Source organism: Sphingomonas sp. (assembly GCF_017745215.1).
In the GTDB taxonomy this organism is placed as follows: domain Bacteria; phylum Pseudomonadota; class Alphaproteobacteria; order Sphingomonadales; family Sphingomonadaceae; genus Sphingomonas.
Genome location: NZ_JAGHZV010000001.1, coordinates 424,121 through 446,785 on the forward strand (window position 1 = coordinate 424,121; position 22,665 = coordinate 446,785).

At 69.6% G+C, this 22,665-nt stretch carries 21 protein-coding genes; 16 read left to right on the top strand and 5 right to left on the bottom strand.

The window, feature by feature from the left end; genetic code table 11:
* Positions 1 to 4: 4 nt before the first annotated feature.
* Positions 5 to 721: a GntR family transcriptional regulator gene (locus J7495_RS02050; RefSeq protein ID WP_294054399.1), complete on the bottom strand. Its 717-nt coding sequence runs from the start codon at positions 719 to 721 to the stop codon at positions 5 to 7.
* A 166-nt stretch (positions 722 to 887) separates the two neighbouring features.
* On the opposite strand from J7495_RS02050, the gene J7495_RS02055 reads away from it, so the two are divergent.
* The 11 genes from J7495_RS02055 to J7495_RS02105 all read left to right on the top strand — a co-directional run bounded on the left by J7495_RS02055 (position 888) and on the right by J7495_RS02105 (position 12,222).
* On the top strand, positions 888 to 1,880 hold the full coding sequence (locus J7495_RS02055) for an ABC transporter substrate-binding protein (protein ID WP_294054400.1): 993 nt from the start codon (positions 888 to 890) through the stop codon (positions 1,878 to 1,880).
* Positions 1,877 to 2,632 (top strand): ABC transporter permease, encoded by a 756-nt coding sequence (locus tag J7495_RS02060; RefSeq protein WP_294054401.1) that lies wholly within the window; start codon positions 1,877 to 1,879, stop codon positions 2,630 to 2,632. The genes J7495_RS02055 and J7495_RS02060 overlap by 4 nt, the downstream gene beginning before the upstream one ends.
* Positions 2,629 to 3,417, top strand: coding sequence for an ABC transporter ATP-binding protein (locus tag J7495_RS02065; RefSeq protein ID WP_294054402.1), 789 nt, complete (start codon positions 2,629 to 2,631; stop codon positions 3,415 to 3,417). Before J7495_RS02060 ends, J7495_RS02065 begins: the two co-directional genes overlap by 4 nt.
* Positions 3,407 to 4,468: an NAD/NADP octopine/nopaline dehydrogenase family protein gene (locus J7495_RS02070; protein ID WP_294054403.1), complete on the top strand. Its 1,062-nt coding sequence runs from the start codon at positions 3,407 to 3,409 to the stop codon at positions 4,466 to 4,468. The genes J7495_RS02065 and J7495_RS02070 overlap by 11 nt, the downstream gene beginning before the upstream one ends.
* Positions 4,465 to 5,355 carry a dipicolinate synthase subunit DpsA gene (locus tag J7495_RS02075; protein ID WP_294054404.1) on the top strand — a complete coding sequence of 297 codons (891 nt, stop codon included), beginning with the start codon at positions 4,465 to 4,467 and terminating at the stop codon, positions 5,353 to 5,355. The genes J7495_RS02070 and J7495_RS02075 overlap by 4 nt, the downstream gene beginning before the upstream one ends.
* A complete protein-coding gene (locus J7495_RS02080; RefSeq protein ID WP_294054405.1) occupies positions 5,352 to 6,695 on the top strand; it encodes an amidohydrolase family protein in 1,344 nt (447 codons plus the stop codon). Before J7495_RS02075 ends, J7495_RS02080 begins: the two co-directional genes overlap by 4 nt.
* Positions 6,692 to 7,219: a hypothetical protein gene (locus J7495_RS02085; RefSeq protein WP_294054406.1), complete on the top strand. Its 528-nt coding sequence runs from the start codon at positions 6,692 to 6,694 to the stop codon at positions 7,217 to 7,219. The genes J7495_RS02080 and J7495_RS02085 overlap by 4 nt, the downstream gene beginning before the upstream one ends.
* A gap of 12 nt (positions 7,220 to 7,231) precedes the next feature.
* Entirely contained in the window at positions 7,232 to 7,426 is a 195-nt protein-coding gene (locus J7495_RS02090; protein WP_294054407.1) for a tautomerase family protein, read from the top strand.
* Positions 7,426 to 8,412 carry an isochorismatase family protein gene (locus tag J7495_RS02095; RefSeq protein WP_294054408.1) on the top strand — a complete coding sequence of 329 codons (987 nt, stop codon included), beginning with the start codon at positions 7,426 to 7,428 and terminating at the stop codon, positions 8,410 to 8,412. The genes J7495_RS02090 and J7495_RS02095 overlap by 1 nt, the downstream gene beginning before the upstream one ends.
* The gene (locus J7495_RS02100) at positions 8,412 to 8,780 is read left to right on the top strand and encodes a c-type cytochrome (RefSeq protein ID WP_294054409.1); all 369 of its coding nucleotides are present in this window, start codon (positions 8,412 to 8,414) and stop codon (positions 8,778 to 8,780) included. Before J7495_RS02095 ends, J7495_RS02100 begins: the two co-directional genes overlap by 1 nt.
* A gap of 364 nt (positions 8,781 to 9,144) precedes the next feature.
* Positions 9,145 to 12,222: a TonB-dependent receptor gene (locus tag J7495_RS02105; protein ID WP_294054410.1), complete on the top strand. Its 3,078-nt coding sequence runs from the start codon at positions 9,145 to 9,147 to the stop codon at positions 12,220 to 12,222.
* Between the two features lie 50 nt (positions 12,223 to 12,272).
* Here J7495_RS02105 and J7495_RS02110 read toward each other — a convergent pair whose 3' ends face one another.
* Entirely contained in the window at positions 12,273 to 15,128 is a 2,856-nt protein-coding gene (locus J7495_RS02110) for a PAS domain S-box protein (RefSeq protein WP_294054411.1), read from the bottom strand.
* A gap of 109 nt (positions 15,129 to 15,237) precedes the next feature.
* Between J7495_RS02110 and J7495_RS02115 the strand changes: the two genes are divergently transcribed.
* Positions 15,238 to 16,152: an NAD(P)/FAD-dependent oxidoreductase gene (locus tag J7495_RS02115; RefSeq protein ID WP_294054412.1), complete on the top strand. Its 915-nt coding sequence runs from the start codon at positions 15,238 to 15,240 to the stop codon at positions 16,150 to 16,152.
* Positions 16,153 to 16,466: 314 nt separating this feature from the next.
* Here J7495_RS02115 and J7495_RS02120 read toward each other — a convergent pair whose 3' ends face one another.
* The gene (locus tag J7495_RS02120; protein WP_294054413.1) at positions 16,467 to 16,949 is read right to left on the bottom strand and encodes a VTT domain-containing protein; all 483 of its coding nucleotides are present in this window, start codon (positions 16,947 to 16,949) and stop codon (positions 16,467 to 16,469) included.
* Positions 16,946 to 17,416: a YHS domain-containing (seleno)protein gene (locus J7495_RS02125; protein WP_294054414.1), complete on the bottom strand. Its 471-nt coding sequence runs from the start codon at positions 17,414 to 17,416 to the stop codon at positions 16,946 to 16,948. The genes J7495_RS02120 and J7495_RS02125 overlap by 4 nt, the downstream gene beginning before the upstream one ends.
* Positions 17,417 to 17,607: 191 nt before the next feature.
* Between J7495_RS02125 and J7495_RS02130 the strand changes: the two genes are divergently transcribed.
* Genes J7495_RS02130 through J7495_RS02145 form a run of 4 tightly spaced genes read left to right on the top strand, consistent with a single transcriptional unit; the run spans position 17,608 to position 21,436 of the window.
* Positions 17,608 to 18,069 (top strand): hypothetical protein, encoded by a 462-nt coding sequence (locus J7495_RS02130; RefSeq protein WP_294054415.1) that lies wholly within the window; start codon positions 17,608 to 17,610, stop codon positions 18,067 to 18,069.
* Positions 18,056 to 19,243, top strand: coding sequence for a hypothetical protein (locus J7495_RS02135; protein WP_294054416.1), 1,188 nt, complete (start codon positions 18,056 to 18,058; stop codon positions 19,241 to 19,243). The genes J7495_RS02130 and J7495_RS02135 overlap by 14 nt, the downstream gene beginning before the upstream one ends.
* Positions 19,244 to 19,250: 7 nt before the next feature.
* Positions 19,251 to 20,321 (top strand): hypothetical protein, encoded by a 1,071-nt coding sequence (locus tag J7495_RS02140; RefSeq protein WP_294054417.1) that lies wholly within the window; start codon positions 19,251 to 19,253, stop codon positions 20,319 to 20,321.
* Positions 20,318 to 21,436, top strand: coding sequence for a serine hydrolase (locus J7495_RS02145; RefSeq protein ID WP_294054418.1), 1,119 nt, complete (start codon positions 20,318 to 20,320; stop codon positions 21,434 to 21,436). Before J7495_RS02140 ends, J7495_RS02145 begins: the two co-directional genes overlap by 4 nt.
* A gap of 78 nt (positions 21,437 to 21,514) precedes the next feature.
* Here J7495_RS02145 and J7495_RS02150 read toward each other — a convergent pair whose 3' ends face one another.
* Positions 21,515 to 22,663 (bottom strand): DUF3734 domain-containing protein, encoded by a 1,149-nt coding sequence (locus tag J7495_RS02150; RefSeq protein ID WP_294054419.1) that lies wholly within the window; start codon positions 22,661 to 22,663, stop codon positions 21,515 to 21,517.
* Between the last annotated feature and the right edge of the window lie 2 nt (positions 22,664 to 22,665).

Sequence of the window (22,665 nt, forward strand, 5' to 3'; positions counted from 1 at the left end):
GGCCCTAGAGCGGCGAGGCGAACGGGCCCGACAGCGTTTCCGACACCTGCTCGCGGATCAGATGCTTGCCGGTCGCGCGGATGTCGCGGGCGATGTGCCGCTTGACGCGGGCCGCGTCGCCGTCCCGGATCGCGTCGATCACTTCGTCGTGCGCGGTGGCGTCCCACGGCATGTCGGGCGAGATCAGCGAGAAATACATTGTCGGGCCGCTCTGCAGCCACAGCGATTCGATGATCGGCGTGAGCACTTCCGATCCCGCCGCCTCGTAGATGGTGAAGTGGAATGCCTGGTTGTATTCGAGGCAGCCGAGGATGTTGCGCTTGTAGATCGCGGTCTTGAGCGCGCCGTTGATCGGCCGCAGCCGCTCGGCCAGCGCCTCGCCGTCGCCCTTGCAGGCGATGCCGGCGGCCATGCTCTCCACTGCCTCGCGCACGTCGAAGATCTGCTGGATGCGCTCGGGCGACAGGCGGGGCACCCGCACCGATCCGTTCGGCATCTCCTCCAGCGCGTGCGCGGCGACCAGCTGGCGCAGCGCCTCGCGCACCGGCATCGCGCTGGTGCCGAAACCGGCGGCCAGCTTGCGCAGGCTCATCACCTGGCCCGGCACGAACGCGCCGATCATCAGCCCGCGCCGAAGCCGGTTCAGCACCTGGTCCTGGACGTGGCCGCGCTTCCTGGGCGCTTCCTCGGTCGTCTCTTCCGCAATCGCGTTCGCCAGCATCGAATGTTCCTCTGCATGGGCCGTCGGTCCGTAACGCTTGCCGTACGGCCGCTGCCTCGTTCATCCCGTGCTGCTCTTGACATTTAAATAGCGTGATCACAAGCTGTGATCATATCCAAAACGGTTGGGCGCGGCGCGGGCCCGCCTCTCGGGAACGCAGCCTATCATGCGACGACCGCATTGTCACATCCTCGCGAGTGCGCTGCTCCTCGTCACGCTGCTGGCGGCGCCGCTCGCGGCGCAGGCGGCCGAGCCGCTGAGCGTGCGGTTCAGCTGGCGGCTGAAGGGCGAATATGCCGCCTTCTACCTGGGCCAGGAGCGGGGGCTGTTCGCGCGCGCCGGGCTGGATGTGCGCTTCGGCGAAGGCGCGGGGCCCCAGGCCGCGGTGGCGGGGCTGATCCACGGCGGCGACGATCTGGTGGTGATGCCGGGCATCTTCGCGATCTCGGCGATCCAGATGGGCGCGCCGATCCGGATCGTCGCGCTGTACCAGCCGCAGGCGCCGGTGCTGCTGGTGTCGCACGCCGACCATCCCGTGGTGCGCCCCGAGCAGCTGGCGGGGCGCTCGCTCGCCTATTCGCTCGGCGAGCCGACCACCGCCTATCTGACGACCTTCTGCGGGATCAACCGGATCGATTGCGGCCGGATCACCCGCATCATCATGGATTCGCGCGCGCGCATCCCCTATTTCCTGCAGCGGCGCGTCGATCTGATCAGCGTCTACCGGACCACCGACCTGCCGGTGCTGGAGGACAAGGCGGGGCCGCTCGCCGTGCTCGATCTCGCCGCCTATGGCCTGCACATTCCCGGCATGGCCGTGGTGGCGAGCGAGCGCACCATCGCGGCCCGGCCGCAGGCGCTGCGCCGCTTCCTCGCCGCGACCGCCCAGGCCTTTGCCGCGACGCGCCGCGATCCGCTGGCGGCCAGCCGGGCGATCCAGCGCGTGTGGGTGGCCGGGCCGAAGCCCAAGGTGGTCGATGCGCAGGTACGCGCGACGATGGCGACGATCCCGGCAGTGCCGGGCCGCGCGCTGGGCTGGATCGATCCGGCGCTGGTCCGCGCCGGGCTGGAACTGGTGCGCAGGGAGAATCATTCGCGGCCGGCCAAGCCGATCCAGGCCTTCTACACCAACGCGTTGCTGCCGCAGGTGCAGTCGTGAGCCTCGGCCTGCGCGGGTTCGGCTGGCTGCCCCCGGCGCTGCTGGTGCTGACGCTGCTCGCGGCGTGGCAACTGGCGGTGCCGGCGTTCGGTATCTCGGATTTCATCCTGCCGACGCCGCTGGCGATCGCCGCGCGGATGGCGAGCGACTTTCCGCTGCTGCTCTCGAACGCGCTGGTGACCGGCGGCGAGGTGCTGGCCGGCTATGCGCTGGCGGTGGCGACGGGCGTGCCGCTGGCGCTCGCTGCCTTCCATTGGCCGCGGTTCGAGCGCGCCGCTTATCCGTTGCTCGTCGCGCTGCAGACGGTGCCGAAGGTTGCGCTGGCGCCGCTGCTGATCCTCTACCTCGGCTATGGCTGGGCGCCCAAGATCGCGCTGGCGTTCGTGATCTCCTTCTTCCCGATCACCGTCGCCACGATGGTGGGGCTGCACGCGCTGGAGCCGGGCTATGTCGACCTGATCCGGTCGCTGGGCGGCAGCGAGCGCGACGTGCTGGTGAAGGTGCGGCTGCCGGCCGCGCTGCCGAACCTGTTCGCCGGGCTGCGCATCGCGATCTCGCTGGCGGTGATCGGCGCGATCCTGGGCGAATATGTCGCGGCCGAAAAGGGGCTGGGCTTCCTGCAGCTCCAGGCGAACGCGCAGTTCGACGTGACGCTGAACTTCGCGGCGATCGTGGCGATCTCGCTGCTGGGGCTGGCGTTCTACTATGCGGTCGCCGCCGTCGAGCGGCTTTGCGTGCCGGCCAGGGCATGAGCTCCGCGCCCGCCAGCGTCCGCGCCAGCGGGCTCGCCAAGACCTATTGGGCCACGGGAGGCGCGATTGCCGCGCTCGACGGGATCGACCTGGCGATCGAGCCCGGAGCCTTCGTCGCCGTCGTTGGCCCGAGCGGGTGCGGGAAGAGCAGCCTGTTGTCGATCCTGGCGGGGTTGCAGCCGGCGTCCACCGGCACGGTCGAGATCGACGGAGCCGCGGTCGCCGGGCCGCATCCGAAGATGGGGATGATCTTCCAGTCCGATTGCCTGTTGCCGTGGCGGACGGTGCTGCAGAACGTGCTGCTGCCGTTCGAGGTGCGCCGGACCGATCCGCGCGCTCACGAGCCGGCGGCGCGGGCGCTGCTGGCGCAGGTAGGCCTCGCCGGGTTCGAGGCGCGGCGGCCGGATGAATTGTCGGGCGGCATGCGGCAGCGCGTGGCGATCTGCCGCGCGCTGATCCAGGAGCCGGGGCTGCTGCTGATGGACGAGCCGTTCGGTGCGCTCGATGCGCTCACCCGCGAGCAGATGACGACCGATCTCCAGGCGCTGTGGCTGCGCATCCGCAACACGGTGGTGTTCATCACCCACGGGATCGACGAGGCGGTGTTCCTGGCGGACCGCGTGCTGGTGATGAGCCCGCGCCCCGGCCGGATCGCGCTCGACCTCGCCATAGACCTGCCGCGCCCGCGGCGCTGGAGCGAGATGATCGAGGCGCCCGCGTTCCGGCGAGCGGTGCGCGACATCCGCGCCGCGTTCGAGGCGCAGGGGGTGCTCGTTGCCGGCTGAACGCATCGCGGTGCTGGGAGCGGGCGCCGGCGGCGCGGCGGCTTGCGTCGAGCTGGCGCAGGCCGGATACGACGTGCTGCTCTGGAACCGGTCGGCGGAGACGCTGGCGGGGTTCGAGCGGGGCGTGCGGCACGAGGGCGTGCTCGGCAGCGGCATCGCGCATCCGGCGGTGACCGCTGATCTCGCCCGGGTGGCGGCGGAGGCGGACGCGGCGGTGGTCGTGCTGCCGACCTTCCTGCACGGCACGATCGGCGCGATGCTGGCGCAGGCGGGGTGGCCGGCGGAGCGGCCGGTGGTGCTCAATCCCGGCCATACCGGCGGCGGGCTGGCGTTTGCTCAGGCGTTTGGCGGGCAGGTTGCGCTCGCCGAATTCTCGACGCTCACCTATGTGGCGCGCAAGCCTGCGCCCGATGCCGTTTCGATCACGGGACGCGCGAAATCGGTGCGGGCGGCGGCATTGCCGGGCGGGGCGGCGGCGCTCGCGCTCGCCTGCCGGCTGTTTCCCGGCGCCGAAGCGGCGCTCGACGTGCTCGCGACGGGTCTCGCCAACGTCAACATGGTGCTGCATCCGCCGGGCGCGGTGCTCGCCGCGGCATGGGTCGAGGCGCGTGCTGGCGACTTCACCTTCTACGTCGACGCGATGACGCCGGGCGTGGCGCGAGTGATGGCGTCGCTCGACGACGAGCGGCGCGCGGTCGCGCGCGCCTTCGGGCACGAGCTGCCGGCGCTGGTCGAGGAGATGCGGCGGATCGGCACGGTCGAGGCGGATTTCGCCGGAGACGGCCTCGCGGCCGCCATCGCCGCGGGCGAGGCCAATCGGCGGATCAAGGCGCCCGACGGCTTTGGCCACCGCTATTATCGCGAGGACTTCGGCTATGGGCTCGCGCCGTTCCTCGCGCTGGCGGAGATCGCGGGAGTCGCCTGCCCGACCGCCGGCGCGCTGGTGTCGCTCGCCCGCACCGCGACGGGCGCGTCGGAGGCGCGCTCGGCCGAGGACATGGGGATCGCCGGGCTGGACCGTGACCAACTGATCGAACGGATACGCGCATGAACTGGAACGGATGCAGCATCGCCATGATCGGCGGCGACCGCCGCGAGCAGCAGATCGCGCGCTGTGCCGCCGACACCGGCGCGACGGTGCGCGCGTTCGGCTTTCCCTGGCCCGAGGAGGGCATCGCGGGCGTCGCGCACGCCGCTTCGCCGGCCGAGGCGATCGCCGGCGCCGACTTCCTGCTGATGCCGATCCCGGGCATCGCCCCGGACGGCGCGATCTTCGCGCCGAGCTCGCCGATCCGCATCATCCTCGACCGCGAGACGCTCGCGACGATGCGGCGGCCGGGGCACATCATCCTCGGCTGGGCCGACGATCGGCTGCGCGGGCACGCCGAGGCGCTGGGGATCGGCATCCACGAATATGAGTGGGACCGCGACCTGATGCTGCTGCGCGGCCCCGCGATCGTCGAGGGGCTGCTGGCGGCGATCATCGCCAACACCGACTTCACCATCCACCGCGCGACCGTAACGCTGGTGGGGCAGGGCACGATCGGCACGCTGATCACCAGCACGCTGCTGGGTCTGGGCGCGCGGGTGCATGTCGTCGCCCGCAATCCGGTCCAGCGCGCGGCGGCTTATGCCGCCGGCGCCGAGCCGCACGACTTCGACGCGTTGCCGGCGCTGCTCGCGGAAAGCGACATCGTCGTCTCCAGCATTCCGACCCGCATCATCGGCGCCGAGCTGATCGAGCGCCTTCCCCCGGCGGCACTGCTGGTCGACGTCGCGGCCCCGCCCGGCGGAGTCGACGGCGACGCCGCCAAGGCGCTCGGCCGCCGCTACGTCTGGGCGCGGGGGCTGGGCGGGCGCGCGCCGGTCACCGTCGGCCGCAGCCAGTGGAGCGGCATCCGGACCCGCATCGAAACGCTCTCGGAGACGCTCCCATGAAGGCTGACCTGGTCATCCACAACGCCCGCGTCGTCAGCCATGACCGCGAGTTCCACGGCGGCGTCGCGGTGCGCGACGGCGTGATCGTCGAGCGCGGCGCCGACGATGCGCTGCCCGATGCGACCCGCAGGATCGACGCGGGCGGGCTGGTGCTGATGCCGGGCGTGATCGACCCGCACTGCCACCTCGGCGTCAACTACCCCTACCCCGAGGACATGCGGACCGAGACGGCGGCGGCGGCCTCGGGCGGGGTCACCACCGTGCTGCTCTACATCCGCAACCTCCAGCCTTCGTACCTGCCCTTCTACGCGGAGCGGCGCGCGCTGGGCGAGGCGAACGCGCTGATCGACTTCGGCTTCCACTTCGGCATCCAGCGCGAGGAGCATGTCCACGAGATCCCGGCGATCGTCGAGGCGACCGGGGTCCGCTCGTTCAAATGCTATTTCGGCTATGAGGTCGACAATCCGATCGGCATCGTCCCCGCCACCGACGGCTGGGTCTATGCGGCGATGCGCATCCTGAAGGACATCCCCGGCGGGGTGCTCAGCGTCCATTGCGAGAACACGCAGATCGCGACCTGGCTGAAGCACGAGATGATCGCCACCGGGCGTCAGGACCTGGGCGCGTACACCGAGTCGCGCCCGGCGTTCTGCGAGGTCGAGACGATCCGGCGCATGCTCTTCCTGGCCGAGCGGACCGGCTGCCCGCTGCATCTGGTCCATACCTCGGTCGGCATGGGGCCGGTGCTCGCCGCCGAGGCGCGGGCGCGCGGCGTCGACGTGACGGTCGAGACCTGCCAGCATTATCTGACCCGCACCTGCTACGACGCCGACCTGGACATGCGCGCTAAGATCTCGCCGCCGCTGCGCGACCGCACCGAGCTGGAGGGGCTCTGGGACGGGATGCTGAACGGCAACGTCTACAGCCTCGGCACCGACCATGTCCCGTTCTTTCCCAAGAAAGGCGAGGACCTGTGGCGCGAGGCGCCGGGCGTGGTGAGCTTCCCCTGGGAGTTGTCGCTGATGCTCCACTTCGGGGTCCATCAGCGCGGCCTGCCGCTGTCGCGACTGGTGCAGGTGAACAGCTACAACCCGGCGCGCCGCTTCGGGCTGTGGCCGCGCAAGGGCGCGATCGACATCGGCTTCGACGCCGATCTGGTGCTGGTGGACCTCGAGGCGGAGCGCACGGTCGAGCACCGGGGCAAGGGCACCTGCATCTATGATGGCTGGACGCTCAAGGGCTGGCCGGTGATGACCGTCGCGCGCGGCGAAGTGGTGTATGAGGACGGCGCGGCGAGCGAGGATTATGGCCGCGGGCGCTGCGTGACGGTCCCCGCATGATCGCGCGCGCGCTCGAGAAGCGGCCGCGCCGCGAATGGCTGGTCGCGGCGCATCACCCCTGGGGGCCCGCCGCCGCCTATGTGGACGCCTGGGCGCTGCTCGACCTCTGTCATGCGCCGGCAATCCTCGACGCGGTGGCGGCGCTGATCGGGCCGGACCTGATCCTTTGGGACAGCGAGTTGCTGCTGGACGGCGGGCCCGAGGACGATCCCGCGCTGTGGCCGGTCGAGCCGCTCGCCGGGGCGCTGGCGCTGGTGCGGCTCGACGGAAGCATCCTCGCCTGCGCTCGGCTCGGCGAGCCGCTTCCCGCCTGCGGAGGCCCGGCGCTGCTGATCCGCTATCTGCCCGCCGCCAGCCGCTTCGTGCGCGATCCCGGCCATCCCGCGCATATAGCGCAGATGGAGGCCGAGCCCCTGGTCGACCGCACCCGCCGCCCCCTGTGGCTGGTGCGCGGGCGCGACCGGGCCGCCAATGATTTCGTCACCGGCTTCGCGCTCGCCGCGCCTTGCTGGGCCGCTGCCTGAAGGAGACACGTCATGCCGTTCGTCGTCGTCGAAATGTGGGAAGGCCGCACGGTCGACCAGAAGCGCAGGCTCGTGCGCGCGATCACCGATGCGATGGTCGAGCATGCCGATTGCAAGCCCGACCACCTCCACGTCGTGATCCACGACACGCCCAAGGACAGCTGGGGCCGCGGCGGCGTGCTCGGCATCGACATGGAGGGCCATTGATGCCGCTCGACCAGCTCGACGTCCGCGACACCGCGCTGATCGTCATCGACATGCAGAACGCCTTCCTGAGCCCGGAGGGCACGCTGGGCATCTCCGGGGTCGATACCGACCGGCTGTCGTCCATCGTCCAGCCCGTCGATCGCCTCGTGCAGCGCTGCAACGACGCCGGCATCCCGGTGATCTGGACGCTGCAGGAACATCTGCCACGCGACGCCAGCCGGGGGCGCAAGAAGCTTGCCGGGCACAGCAGCCGGCGCAAGCAGGTGTCGGCGCTGGCCGGCAGCTGGGACCAGGAGATCATCCCCGAGCTGAAGGCGCTGGCCGAGCGGAACCCGTCGTACCTGGTGCGCAAGCATCGCTACGGCGCGTTCCACCAGACGCGGCTCGACATATTGCTCGCGCAGCTCGGCGTGCGGACGCTGCTGATCGCCGGCACGACCGCCAATGCCTGCATCGAGACGACGCTGCGCGAGGCGTATCTGCGCGACTTCGACACGATCGCGGTCGACGACTGCATCTCGGGCGTCAGGGACGAGTGGGAGCGTGTCGCGCGCGAGGTCTGGCGCCAATATCTGTGCGAGACCGCCACCTCCGACGAGGTCCTCGGCTGGATCGACGCGCAGACCGCGCCGCGCACGCTGGGCTTCGGGCACATGCTGGTGATGGTCGAGGACATGGAGCGGTCGACCCGCTTCTATGTCGACCAGCTGGGCTTCACGATCCGCCCGGCCAAGCCGCTTGCCGACGGGCGACCGTTCACTGCCTTCCGCCAGGGCATCGCGCTGGTGGCCGGCCGGCGGCCCGGCGCGCGCCAGATCGATCACATGGCGTTCGAGGTGAACGACATCCATGCGATCCGCGAGCGCGTGGCGGCCGCCGGGACGGAAATCCAGGACGATCTCCACGACGGCCCCTACGGCCGCACCATCTACGTCACCGATCCGGACGGCACGCGCGTCGAACTCTATGAAGCGGAAGGCCGCTGATGCGCCTTTTCCATCCGATCGTTGCGGCGGTGCCGCTGGCGGCGGCGGTCTGCGCCTTCGCCTCACCTCCCGCCGAGGACGGGCGCCGGATCTTCGACGGCAAATGCCGGATGTGCCACAGCATCGAGCCTGGCGCGAAGGGCGGCATCGGCCCCAATCTCCGCGGCGTGGGAGGGCGCGCGGCGGGATCGACCGCCTATGCCTATTCGCCCGCGTTGCGAAAGGCGGGGGTGCGATGGGACGCCGCGAGCCTCGACAGGTTCCTCGCGGCCCCCACCCGGATGGTGCCGGGAACGCGGATGGCCGTCGCAGTGCCCGACCCTGCTCAGCGCGAGGCGGTCGTGCGCTATCTCCTCGAACTCAACTAGCGAGGCGAGCCGGTCCATCGCTCGATTTCCCGGTTGTCGAACCGTGCGGAATCGAGGCGGAGCGCGGTTCGCCGCCGACCGGCGCCCCAGGCAAGCAGTCGTGAGAACCACGCCGATTTAGCGCGCCCGCGCGAAAGCGGCGCCGTTCTGTCGCAGTCGGCGCGTACGTATCACCGGTGAATACCGGTCGGCGCGCACGCCGGCGCCTCCTTGCGCACTTCTCCACCACCCACGCCCGAAAAATCAAAGATCGTTTCGGGCCAAGTGCGTCACCAATCCTCGACCATGACAGGCATTGACAGTTTCGCTATTACGCGGAATCCTCACTCGCAAGATAGTGAAAACTACGCAGAGGAGAGGGGCTATGAAGGCAGAACTATGCCGCGGGTCTTATGCGGCCATCGCGATGGCGTTGGTGGCGTCGAGTTGGAGCGGGCCTGCGACGGCGCAGGAAGTCGATCCGGCGCCGAAGGCCGGCACCGCCATTCCCGACGATCAGGACTCGGTTCAGGATGACGCCGGGATCGTCGTCACCGGATCGCTGATCAAGGGCACGCCACTGGACGCAGCGCTGCCGGTCGAAGTCTACGACAACAAGGAACTGGAGCGCCGCGGGTCGCCGACTGCGCTCGACTTCGCCAAGAGCCTGACCATTTCCGGCCCGACCACGGGCGAATCCTATTATTTCGGCGGACCTGCGCTGACCGGATCGGTCAATTACAATCTCCGCGGGCTGGGCGCGAGCAAGACGCTCGTGCTGCTCAACGGCCGCCGGATGAACATCAATACCGCCAACGTGCCCTCGATCGCACTGAGCCGCGTGGAAATCCTGAAGGACGGCGCGGCAGTCACCTACGGCGCCGACGCGACCGGCGGCGTCGTCAACTTCATCACGCGCGACCGCTTCACCGGGGTACGGGCCGAGGCGCGCTACAAGTTCATCGATAAGTCCGATGGCGATTATTATGCCGGTGTGCTCGCCGGGGTCGGCTCGGGGAACGTCAATCTGATGGTCTCCGCGGAATATGAGCGCCGCTCGCGCATCCGGGCGATCGATCGCGATTTCGTCCGCAATTCGCTCGATCCGACCGTCGCCGGCTACAATCCCGCACCCTGGTCGACGCTGACCAACCTGACCGGCTGGACCGCGCGCGGGCCGCTGCCCGCCACGCCGAGCGTCGCGAACGAGTTCGGCGCCGCCGTCGGCTTCGTCACCGACTTTACGCCTGCCAGCTGCCGCGCGGTCGGGGGCCGCCCGGACAATGCATATACCTGCGCCTACAACTACATCTCCTATTACGATCTGGTCTCCAAGACCGACACCTGGCGCGCCTATGCGCAGCTGACAGGCGACATCACCGACGATATCCGCTTCCACGTCGACGGATCCTATGCGCGCGTCACGGTGCCCGAAGTGATCGCTTCGCCTTCCCAGCCGGTGATCGGCGGCCCGGCGATGTCGACGGGCGCAGTCGACCAGTTCTACGTGCCGATCACCAATCCCTATGCGGCGGCGTTCGCGACGCGCAACGGCGTGGTCGGTGCGTCGGGCTTCACGGCCACCACCTACCGCATGCTCGGGCACGGCGGCAATCCGGCGCTCAGCCAGCAGGGCGGCTTCGGCGTTCCGGACCGCATCGACAACGAGATCTTCCGCGTGTCGGCGAACATCGACGGCAAGCTCGGCGACTGGGCGGGCTTCGCGCGCAACGTGAATTTCGATTTCGCCGCGACCTACAACAATGCCCGCAACTTCAACACGCACCCCGACGTCATCGGCTATCGGTTGCAGCAGGCGCTGAACGGCTTCGGCGGGCCCAGCTGCAACGCGCCCGATCTCGATCCCAATCGCTTCGGTACCCAGAACCCGGCGCTGGCTGGGGTGGGCAACTGCCATTATTGGAATCCCTTCTCCTCGTCCTTCGCCGGCCAGCCGGTGCTGGGTCTCGCAAATCCCAACTATGTGGCGGGCAGCGAGAATTCGAAGGAACTGACTCGCTGGATGTTCGACAGCCGCGCGGTGGAGACCGTGAGCAGCGACCTGACGCTCGACCTGGTGTTCAGCGGCAAGTCGGGGCTCGTGCTTCCCGGCGGCGACTTCAGCTGGGCCATTGGCGGCCAGCTGCGCTGGTTCGACAGCCGCCAGAGTATTCCCGATCCGATCTTCAACGGCGGCCAGCTCTGTCCGTGGCCGGCCGGCACTACCAGCACCAACGGCGCCGGCTCGACGCCGCAGCAGCAGACGCCGCTGCCGCCGAGCGACCCCAATTATCGCGGGTGCACGCCCGATGCGCCGGGTCCGTTCGTGCTGTTCACGCCGCAGATTCCCGCAACCGCCGAACGCCAGCAAAAGTCCTTCTTCGGCGAACTGCAGATTCCGCTGTTCGACGGCGTCGATATCCAGGCGGCGGCACGGCGCGAGGAATTCTCGGGCGGGCTCGCGGCGACGGTGTACAAGGTGGCGGGCAAGTGGAACGTGTTCGGCCCGCTGACGCTGCGCGCGTCCTATGGCACCAACTATCAGACGCCGCCGCTGGGGACCGTGCCGGGCTCGGTGACGTCGGGCGCGCGGACCTATACGGTGGCGGGCGGCAACTGGCTCGGCGCGACCTTCCTCACGGCGACGAGCCTGAGGCCCGAGACCGCGACTACCGCCAATGTCGGTGCGATCTGGGATAGTGGCGGCCTGGGCCAGGGGCACCGCTTCCGCCTGATCGTCGACTATTTCGACATCCGCACCCGCGACGAGATCGGCCAGATCGCGACGCCCGACCAGATCGCGAGCCTGGTCTTCAACGGTGCCGGCGGCACGATCACCACCTGCGACGCCACCAAGCAGCCGCTGCTCGCCCGCGTCACCTTCAACGCCGGCTGCACCGTCGGCATGAGCGGGGTCGGCAGCTTCTCGTCGGTGTCGACCGTCGTCGGCAACGGCCCCGGGCAGACGACCAACGGCTTCGACATCCAGGCGGACTATACCCTGCCCCTGGGCGGCGGCGAGCTGGGCCTGCACGGCGCGGCGACGATCCTGACCGCGCTGCGGACAGGGCCGACCGCGCTCGACGGCGTCACCGTCTCCACTGGCGACGATCGACTCGGGACGCTGAACTTCGCGACCTTCGCCAACGCCGCGCCGAAGGTCCGCGCCAACGGCGACCTCAACTACAATATCGCCCGGCACAATCTGCGCGCCACGATGAACTATATCTCCGCGGTCACGGATGAGCGTCCCGGCATCCAATATGGCGAGACGGGCAGCGACTGGGTGACCTTCGACTTCGCCTATCGCTTCGACCTGACCGACAAGATCGCCTTCACGGCCACGGTCACCAACCTGTTCGACCGCGATCCGCCCAAGGCGCAGGAGGAATATGGCTTCGATCCCTGGATGGCGAATGGGATCGGCCGCGTGATCCAGCTCGGCGTCAAGGCGGGCTTCTGAACTCCTACCCTGGACGGGCGCCCTCGCGCCCGTCCATTTTTGCCCCGCGCCTAGCCGCCGTGCGAACGCTCCAGCGCGTCCGCGAGGGCCCTGGCGAGATGCGTCTGATTGAAGGGCTTGCTCAGGCGCACGAGGTTCCGATCGGGGCTTCCCACGCCTTCGCCATAGCCGCTGGCGACGATCGCCGGAATCCCTGGCCGTATTGCATCGGCCGCATCGAGCAGCGCGAGGCCGGTCATGTTGGGCATCGCCTGATCGGTGAGGATCAGATCGATGGAATCGTCTTCGCGCAGCCGGTCGAGCGCTTCCGCCGCCGAATCCGCCTCGATCACGAGGTGCCCGAGATCCTCGAGCAATGCGGCGGTGTTCATCAGCACCAGACTGTCGTCATCCACCGCCAGGATCTTGAGCTGCTGGTCGACGACGGCGGGCGCTTCCGCCTCGACCGGCGCAGCCGGCTCGGCCGTGCCGGCGGCAAGCGGAAGCCACAGGATCGCGGAGGTGCCGTTGCCGAGCCGGCTCTCCAGCGTGAAGGCGCCGCCGATCTGCTGCGCCATGCCGTGCACCATCGGGAGCCCAAGGCCGGTGCCTTTCCCGACGCCCTTGGTGGTGAAGAAGGGCTCGGTCGCGCGGCGGAGCGTCTCCGCATCCATGCCGGTGCCCTCGTCGGAGACCGACAACCGGACATAGCGCCCCGCGGGCAACCCGGCCGGATTGCCCTGCGGCAGGTCCTCGCACGTCGCCGCGATCACGATCGCGCCGCCTTCCGGAGTCGCGTCGCGCGCGTTCACGATGAGGTTGAGGATCGCCATCTCGAGCTGGTTGGCATCGGCGGTGATCGCGGGCAGCCCCATCGGCAGGTTGGTCGAGATCGGCCATTCCGGACCGATCGACCGCTGCGCGAGATCGCCCATGCCCGACAGGAGCCGCGGCAGCTCGACGCGATCGACTTCGAGGTGCTGTCGGCGCGCGAAGGCGAGCATCCGCTGCGTCAGCGTCGCCCCGCGCTCCGCCCCCTCGGTCGCGTTGCTGAGCAGGCGATGGGAGAGCGGGTCGTCGGGCAACCGCTTGCGCAGCAGCGCGAGGCTGCTCTGGATCGCCATCAGCAGATTGTTGAAGTCGTGCGCCACGCCGCCGGTCAGCTGACCGATCGCTTCCATCTTCTGCGACTGGAACAGCGCTTCGCGTGCCGCTTCGAGCTCGCGCTGCGCCGCTTCGCGCTCGGTGATGTCGCGCGTGATCTTGGCGAAGCCGATCAGGGTCCCGTCATCGTCGCGGACCGCGTCGATCACCACGCTAGCGCGGAAGCGCTCGCCGTCCTTGCGTACCCGCCAGCCCTCGGAGGCGAAGCGGCCTTCGCTGCGCGCGGTCTCCAGGGCCCGGATCGGGTCGCCCCGCTCGCGATCCTCCGGCGTGTAGAAACGCGAGAAATGCTCGCCGATGATCTCGGCGGGTTCATAGCCCTTGATGCGCCGCGCGCCTTCGTTCCAGCTCGAGACGCGCCCTTCGGGATCGACCATGTAGATCGCATAGTCGATCACGCCCTGCACGAGATGGCGGAATTGGCCCTGGCTGGTGCGCAGGGCTTCCTCCGCCACCTTGCGCTCGGTGACGTCACGGCCATAGGCATAGACGAGTCCGCCCTCCATCGTGGTGTGCCACTCGATGCAGCGCGGCTCCCCCGCCACCGTCAGGAAGCGGTTTTCGTAGTTGGAAAGCTCGGCATTGATCACGGCGTCGGCGAGGGCGCCGCGGCTGGCGGCGACGTCATCGGGATGCATGAAGTCGGCGAACGGCCGGCCGACGACCTCCTCGACCGAGTGCCCGAGAATGCGCGTCCATGCAGGGCTGACCGAACGAAAGATGCCCTCGGCGTCGACGACGACCATGAGGTCGCGGGATACCGTCCAGATCCGGTCCGCGCGGCGGCGCTCGGCGTCGAGCGCGCTGATGTTCGCGATCGCACCGCTCAGCTGGCCCGCGATCAGCCGCGCCAGGGGCAGGACCTCGGTCTCGTCGCTGCGATAGGGGTTGAGGCCGAGGATCAGCGACCCGGGTGCCGGGTCGCCCGCCTGGCCGGGAACGGCGATCTCGATCGCTTCGTGCGGCGGGCGGTCCCAGGCGCCTCGCGGCCAACGGATCGCATCGGAAAGCGGAAAGACCTTGCCCGAACCCGCGTCGCTCACGGAGATGGCCGACCAATCCTCCTCGAGCAGCCGAGCGGCGTCCTCGCTGCCGGCGCACGCCGGAACGGGTCCGTCCGGTGCCGAAATGTAGAGCACGAAGGGAAAGTCGCGGCTGTTCGCGGAGAATACCGATTGCAGCGCCGCTCGGACACCGTCGCCGTCGGTCGCGCCGACGAGTGCGCTTCCCAGCGCTCGAAGCGTCTCGACATGGCGCTCGCCGATGACTCGCTCGGTCTCCTCGCTAACCACGCAGAGCAGGCCGCCGATCGAGCCGTCGGACTGATGGAGCGGGCTGTACGAGAAGCTGTGGTAGGTTTCCTCGGGATAGCCGCGGCGCTCGAGCAGGAGGAGCAGCGCCTTGTTCCAGGTCGCTTCGCCCGCGCGGACGCGCGCGACCTGGTCGGCGACCTCGTCATAGACCTCGGACCAGACCTCGCGGAACGGCCGCCCCAGCATCGAGGGATGCTTGATCCCGAGGGTCGGGATATAGGCGTCGTTGTAGAAGAACTGCAGGTCGGATCCCCAGCCGAGCCACATCTCGAACCGCGAGGTCAGCAGCATCCGGAGCGGGATCTTCAGTGCGTCGGGCCAGCCGACCGGATCCCCCAGCGGCGTCGATGCCCAGTCGTGCTCGCGCATGGTCAGCGCCATGCGGCTGCTGCCGGGGAAGATTTCCTCCAACGTGTTGCCGAAATTGCCCAATCGATCCCCCCAGTGCATTCAGGTCCCAACGCGCCCGCCGTGGTTTGGATGCGTCGCGAACGGGCTATGGGGCAGGGTGTCGGCGGGCCGGCGGAACGATCCCGCTGCTGCGGGATTGGGGCGGTCGATGGACAACCCGCTCGACTGTCTCGTGATCGGTGCCGGGCCCGCCGGGCTGACCGCGGCGATCTACCTGGCGCGCTTCCATTTGAGGGTCCGGGTTCTCGATGCGGGCGATAGCCGCGCCGCGTTGATCCCCAGGACCCGCAACCACGCCGGATTTCCCGAAGGAATCTCGGGCCCGGACCTCCTCGCGCGAATGCGCGAACAGGCTCGGCAATTCGGCGCCGTCATCACCCCGGCGCGTGTCGATCGCCTCGAACGGGCCGGGGAAAGGTTTCGCGCCTGGTCCGGCGAACTCGCGGTCGAGGCCCGCGCGGCCCTGCTGGCGACGGGCGTGGTCAATCGGCGGCCGCCGATCGATCCCGAAACCCATGATGCGGCGCTCGCCGCGGGCCTGCTGCGCTATTGCCCCATCTGCGACGGCTATGAAGTCACCGACAGGAAGATCGCGGTGATCGGCACTGGAAGCCACGGCTGTCGCGAGGCGATCTTCCTGCGCATGTACAGCGCGGACGTCACGCTGATCGCCCCCGACGCAGCGCATCGCCTGGACTCCCCCGATCGGGCGAAGCTCGCGGAACTCGGCATCGCGGCGGTCGATGGTCCATGCGTTCCGCTGCGGATCGACGGGCGCCGGATCGTCGTTCCGACACCTGGCGCGGCCGCCGGGTTCGACACCGTCTATCCGGCGCTCGGCTCGGACATCCGGTCGGAACTGGCGGTGCAACTGGGCGCCCGAGCGAGCGAGGACGGCTGCATCGTCGTCGACGCGCACCAGCGTACGAGCATAGCGAGGCTCTATGCGGCCGGCGACGTGGTCAAGGGACTCGACCAGATCAGCCACGCGATGGGCGAGGCGGGGGTGGCCGCGACGACGATCCGCAACGATCTGGCCGAGGAGTGCACTTTTGCTCGCTAGGGCCGGGGCGAAAGAAGATGCTCCGGCCCGCCCGCGTCAGCGCCTGTTCCGCCGAGGTTGACCCGACGAAGACGATCCCCCGATCGCGAGCACGACGGCCAGGATGATCGGGGCCTTTCGGGCAGCTCCCGCGCGATCGTGGGCCGCACGCCGGAGCGGTCCCGCTGGTGCCGGGATTGCCCGCCCGTCTTCTCTTCGATGCGGACCGTGCGCCAGACGCGCACGGCTTCTCGCGGGGCTCGGTTCGCATTCACCTGCTTCAGCAGCCAAGCCGTCGTGAGATCCGCGACCAACTGGCGCGTGCGCCGGTGCGGCTACGCCAAGACCGTACCGCCTGCCATGCTCGCCAGGAACAGCAACGGCGCCCAGGCGAGCCCGGCGATGGCGATCACCGTCGCGGCAGCGGGCGTCCGCAGGCGCAGCAGGCCGCTGGCGAGATAAACGGGCAACCGCAGCATCGGCACGAAGCGGGCGACGAGCAGGCCCTGCCACCAGCCGCGCTCGAGCAGGTCCAATGCCCGGGCGGTGCGCCGCCGTCGGCACTGGCGGCGCACCCAGGGTAGGCTCGCCGCCCAGCGACCGAGGCAGTGGAGTGCCAGGTCGCCGGCGATCACGCCGAGCGTGAGCGCGATGCCCGCCGCCCACGGATCGACGAGCATCCGGCTGGCGAGCAGCCCGGTGGCGACGATCGCCGCGTCCTCGAGCACGAAGGTCGCGAGGAAGATCGCCGCCAGCACCATAGCCGGCTGCAGCGCCAGGCCCGCGACGAACCCGGCGAGCATCCCGGCCGTGGTCATTTGCCGAGCACGCCGGGCCAGTTGCGGTTGGCGTCGGCGATGTAGCGCGGGATGTCCTTCGACCATTGGCGACGGACGTCGGCGTCATAGTTGAGGTAGAGCCGGTCCTTGACGATCGTCCAGGCCTTGGGGTCGCCCGGTGCGGTGTAGCCGTGCGCGACGGCCCAGGCGCAATAGCCGCCGTAGCGCGGGGCATAATGGCCTGGATCGGCGCGGAAGTCGTCGCGGTTGGCGGCGCTGGCGAAGCGGTATTCGGCGCCCTGCCAGCTGAACGCGAAGCGCGCGTTGCCCTTCACCGGCTTGCCCTGGCGGAAATAGGCGACGGGATCATAGCCGCCGACCGCCACCTTGCTCAGCCATCCGGTATAGACCGGGGCCTGCTGGGCGATCGCCGCACTTGCACCGGCAACGCCGGCACCCGTGGCCAATACGACGGCAATCGCGAACGAATTGCTGAGAAAACGCATGGATCGAACTCCTTGATTTTGGGTCCGATCGAGGTGGCTCCGGCGCGCCGCCGACTGAAATGCCCTTCGCGCATCGAAATTAGAACCGAGCGGCATTTCCGCCGCTTCGCGCGATTTCGCAGAGAGTGCGCAGGTCCGGCGGGCTTCACCCGACCCCGCCCGTCGGGCCACATGATCCAGGAGAGACTGCCATGATCCGCCGCCACGCGCCGACGGTGCTGACGCTCTATATCGCCTTCGTCTTCATCCAGTCGCTGTTCTTCAAATTCACCAACTCGCCCGAGACGCAATATATCTTCGGCACGCTAGACCAGTGGGCGGCCGGCTTCGGGCTCGGTGGCGCCTTCTCGGCGCACGGAGTCGCGTCGCAATATGTCGTCGGGACGGCCGAGCTGGTCGCTTCGGCGATACTGCTGCTCGCGCTGTTCCCGGCGTTTCGGGCGCTGCGCCGCTGGGGCGCGCTGCTTTCGCTCGGCGTGATCTCGGGCGCGATCTTCTTCCACCTGTTCACGCCGCTCGGCGTCTCGGTGCTCAACGCCGACGGGACGCGCGACGGCGGCGAGCTGTTCGCGCTGGCGTGCGGCGTCTGGCTGTCCGCCGCGCTGCTGCTCGCGATCGACGGCGTGTCGGGGCTTCGCCATGCGCGCGCCTGAGCTTGCCGTCGCCACGCGCTCGGCCGCGGCGGTCGAAGCGATCCACCGTTTCGGCGGCGAGCTGCTGAGCCATGGCTGCCACGCCTCGGTGATCTTCGAGGCCGTGCTCGCCGACCCCGAATGCGCGCTTGCCCATGCCCATGCCGCGGCGCTGTTCCTCTGCCTGTCGACGCGGGCGGGACAGGTGCAGGCGGCGCCGCATGTGGCCGCGGCACAGGCGCTCGAGGCGTCGCCGCGCGAACGGCAGATCGTCGCGGCGGTCGCGGCATGGGCCGAAGGCGACGAACGCCGGGCAGCAGCACTGTTCGCCGACACGGTGGCGCAATGGCCGCACGATCTGGTGAGCGCGAAGTTCGCACAGATCCTGCAACTGGCCACGGGCGAGGTCCGGGCGATGGTGCGCACCGCCTCGCTCGCCGCCGCCGCCGATCCCATGGGCTATGGCGCGGGGCTGCTCGCCTTCGCGCTCGACCAGGCGGGCGAGACCGATCGCGCCGAGGCGCAGGCGCGCCGGGCGATCGATCGCAACCCGAACACCGATCCCTGGGCGCAGCATGCGATGGCGCACATCCTCTGCGCGCGCGAGGAATGGATCGAGGGCCGTGCCTTCCTGCGCGCGCATGCGGCGAGCTGGACGCGCTGCTCGTCGTTCATGCTCACGCACAATTGGTGGCACGCAGCGCTGTTCGCTCTCTGGCTGGGCGACCGCGACGACGCGCTGCGGCTCTTCGACGAGCAGGTGTGGGGCGTGCGCAAGGCGCATTGCCAGGACCAGATCAACGCCGTGTCGCTGCTCGCGCGGCTGGAGATGCGCGGCGTCGACGGCGGCGAACGCTGGGCCGACATCGCCGGCTATGTCGGGGCGCATGCCGGCGAGGGCGTCAGCGGCTTCGCGGAGCTCCATTACCTCTACGCACTGGCGCGTGCCGGCGAGGATGCGAAGGTGGCGGAGGCGTTGCGCGCCTGCACCGGGACCGTGTCGCCGCTCGCGGACCTCGCCCAGGGCCTGGTGGCGCATGCGCGAGGCCAATGGCACGCCGCGGCGGTCTCGCTCGGTCAGCAACGCCGCGGGCGCGGCGAGATCGGCGGCAGCCAGGTGCAGCGGCAGTGGTTCGACGAGCTGCTCGTGGACAGCCTGGTGCGCTCTCGCGGCGAGGTTCGCGCCTGTGCCTGATCGAGCGATGCCGCCGCTGGAGCCCGCGCCGCCGCTGTCGCGGTTCGAGTTCTGGCCCGGCTGGATCTTCTACTTGCCGATCTGGGGTCTGGTGATCGGGTTGGCGATCCGTCACCGCGGGCTGCGTCTGCCGCTGCTCGCCAATCCGGCGCTGCCGGCGGGCGGGCTGGTGGGCGAATCCAAGAGCGAGGCCTTTGCCGCGCTCTCCGGACCCGAGCGCGACGTCCTTGCGCCCTATGCCACGCTGCTTCGGTGCGGCAATGCCGGGGTGCAGGTCGCCGTGGCCGAAGCGGCGATGGCAGCGGCGGGGATCGGCTATCCGGTGGTGGCCAAGCCCGACCTCGGATGCCGGGGTGCCGGCGTGCGGCCGGTGCGCGACCGCGCCGAACTGCTCGCCTATCTGCACGGCTTTCCGCGCGGCGAGACGCTGATCCTGCAGCGGCTCGCCGTGGGCGCGGGTGAGGCTGGTGTTTTCTACGTCCGCGAACCTGGGCGGCGGCAGGGGGGCATCCTCTCGCTCACGCTCAAATATTTCCCCGAGATCATCGGCGACGGCCGGGCGACGATCGAGACGTTGATCCGCCGCGATCCGCGCGCAGGCCAGGTGGCGCGCCTCTATCTGCCGCGCTTTGCCGGGCGGCTGGGCGAGGTGCCGGCGTCTGGCGAGCGGGTACCCCTCGTCTTCGCCGGCAATCATTCGAAGGGCGCGATCTTCCGCGACGGGCGCGGCTTCGTGACCGAGGCGCTGGTAACCCGGTTCGACGCGATCGCCGACTCGATCCCGGGCTTCCACTTCGGCCGGTTCGACGTGCGCTTCGCGGACTTCGCGGCGTTCCGCGGGGGCCAGGGCTTCACCATCGTCGAGTTCAACGGGGCAGGTGCCGAGGCGACGCACATCTGGGACAGCCGGATGACGCTGTTCGGCGCCTGGAAGACGCTCGCGCGGCAAATGGCGCTGCTGTTCGCGATCGGCGCGGCCAATCGGCGGCTCGGCCACCGGCCCGAAGGCTGGCGCATGCTGATCGCGCGATGGAGACGTGAAAGACGAGCGACGAAACGCTATCCGCTGACCGCGTGACGCTTCCTCCACCCCTCGACTGGCGCGAGGCCGGCATCGGGCCCGGGCCCGACGTGCCGGCCGAGCGCCGCGTGACGCGCGCGAACTGGCGGACCTGGCCCTATACGCGCTGGGCCTTCCAGCATGCGCGCGAGCTGGTGCCGTCGGTGGCGCTGCCGGGCGGTTCGCCGCGAGCCTTGCCCGAGCGCCCGGTGGATCTCGGCTGGAACGCGTTCCTCGCCGAGACCTACACCGACGCGGCGCTCGTGCTCCACCGCGGCGCGATCGTCTACGAACGTTACTTCAACGGCATGACTCCGGCGACGCCGCACATGGCCTTCTCGATCACCAAGTCGATCGCCGGGATCGTCGCCGAGCGGCTGATCGACGCGGGACGACTCGACGCCGAGGCCAAGGTCGAGGCGCTGTTGCCCGAGCTTGCAGCAAGCGGCTTCGCCGATGCGACCGTCCGTCAGGTTCTCGACATGACCGACGGCGCCGCGTTCGACGAGGATTATGCCAATCCCGACGCCGAAGTGCACCGCTACTCGGCGGCCTATTGGGGCGACAGCACCGAGGGCGTGCTCGGCGCGCTGCCCATGCTGACGCGGCGCTCGGCCGCGCCCGGCGCGCAGTTCCGCTACCGCACCGCCGCCGCAGACGTGCTCGCGCACCTGCTCCGCCGCGCCACCGGCGAGCGGCTGGCGGCACTTGTGGCGCGCGAAGTCTGGCAGCCGTCAGGCTGCGGCGACGAGGCCCATATGCTCGTCGACACTTCGGGTCTCGAGATGGCCGGGACCGGGCTCAACGCGACCGCCCGCGACCTCGCGCGCGTGGGGCTGTGGCTGATTGAGGAGCGCCGCCTGCTCGCCGGGCTCGCCGAGGGCGGCGACCGGGCGCTGTTCGACGCCGCCTATGGCGAGGTGCGGCCGGGCGGATCGTACCGCAGCCTCTGGTGGATCGACCATGACAGCGGATTGATCGCGGCGAACGGCGTGTTCGGCCAGCGGCTGTGGATCGATCCGGCGGCCGAGCTCGTCGTGGTGAAGCTCGGCTCGCATCCGGTGACGAGCAACGGCTTCACCGAAGCGCTCCACCGCGCCCAATTCGCTAGGCTGCGCGAGACGCTGGGCTGACCGGCGGGAGGCGCGGCACCGAATCGAGCAGCGAGGCGGAGCACATCGCCAGGAAGGCGACCGGGATCAGGACGCGTTTCATACCGCCGCGCTCGCCGGCGTCTCGACCATGCGCCCGCCCATCGCCTCGTGCAGCACGAAGCCCTCGAGCGGATCGACCTCGGCGCGCCACGGCCCCTGGTCGAGCGTGCGCATCGTGTCGCGATAGCCCGCATCCCAGCGCGCGCGGATGCCCGAGGGCGAGAAGTCGATGTCCTTCGAATGATCCTCATAGTCGAGCGCCGGCGCGAGCAGGCGGATCACGTGCATCCGCGTCGGGCAGCCATAGGCCGCCATCGCCGCGACGTCCGCGTTGGTCCGCTGCGCGTCGGGGACGAGCGCGGCGAGTTCGGTGATGATGTGCCGCAGCTTGTGGAGCTGGCGCTGGCGCTTGATGTGCGTGCTCGCGCGCGACGAATATTGCACGTCCTTCTGGCGGTTCATCACTTCCCAGATCGTCTGGGGCTCGGGCCCGTGCGGGTTCCAGATGTGCACCGCATAGACCACCGAGTTGCGCCGCGGATTATCGTCGAACACCACTTCGACCGGCGTGTTGGAGAGGATGCCGCCGTCCCAGTAGAGCTCGTCGTCGATGCGCACCGCCGGGAAGGCGGGGGGCAGCGCGCCCGAAGCGAGGACGTGGCGCAGGTCGAGCGGCATGTCGCGCGAGTCGAAATAATGCATCTCGCTGGTGCGCACGCATGAGGCGCCCACGGTCAGCCGCACCTCGCAGGCGTTGACCAGGCCGAAGTCGACCAGCTCGCCCAGCGTCTCGCGCAGCGGATCGACCGAATAATAGCCGGCACCTTCTGCGCCCAGCGTCGCGTGCGGACTGAGGAACGCCATCGGGTTGGGATTGAAGAAGGCGGGCAGTCCCCCGGTGACCGAGCTCCAGTTGCGCATCATCGTCGAGAGCGCGGTGGGCAGCATCTCGTCGAACCAATGGCCGTGCTCGACGCGCTTCCAGAACTCGCGGAGCCGGTCCATCCGGTCGGCCTTGGCGTTGCCCGCGATGATCGCGGCGTTGATCGCGCCGATCGAGGTGCCGATCACCCAGTCGGGCTCGATCCCGGCCTCGTGCAGCGCCTGATAGACGCCGACCTGATAGGCGCCGAGCGCGCCGCCGCCCTGGAGGACGAGCACTTGCTGGCCGAGGCCGGTGAGTTCGGTCATGAGCTTCTTGGTCATCG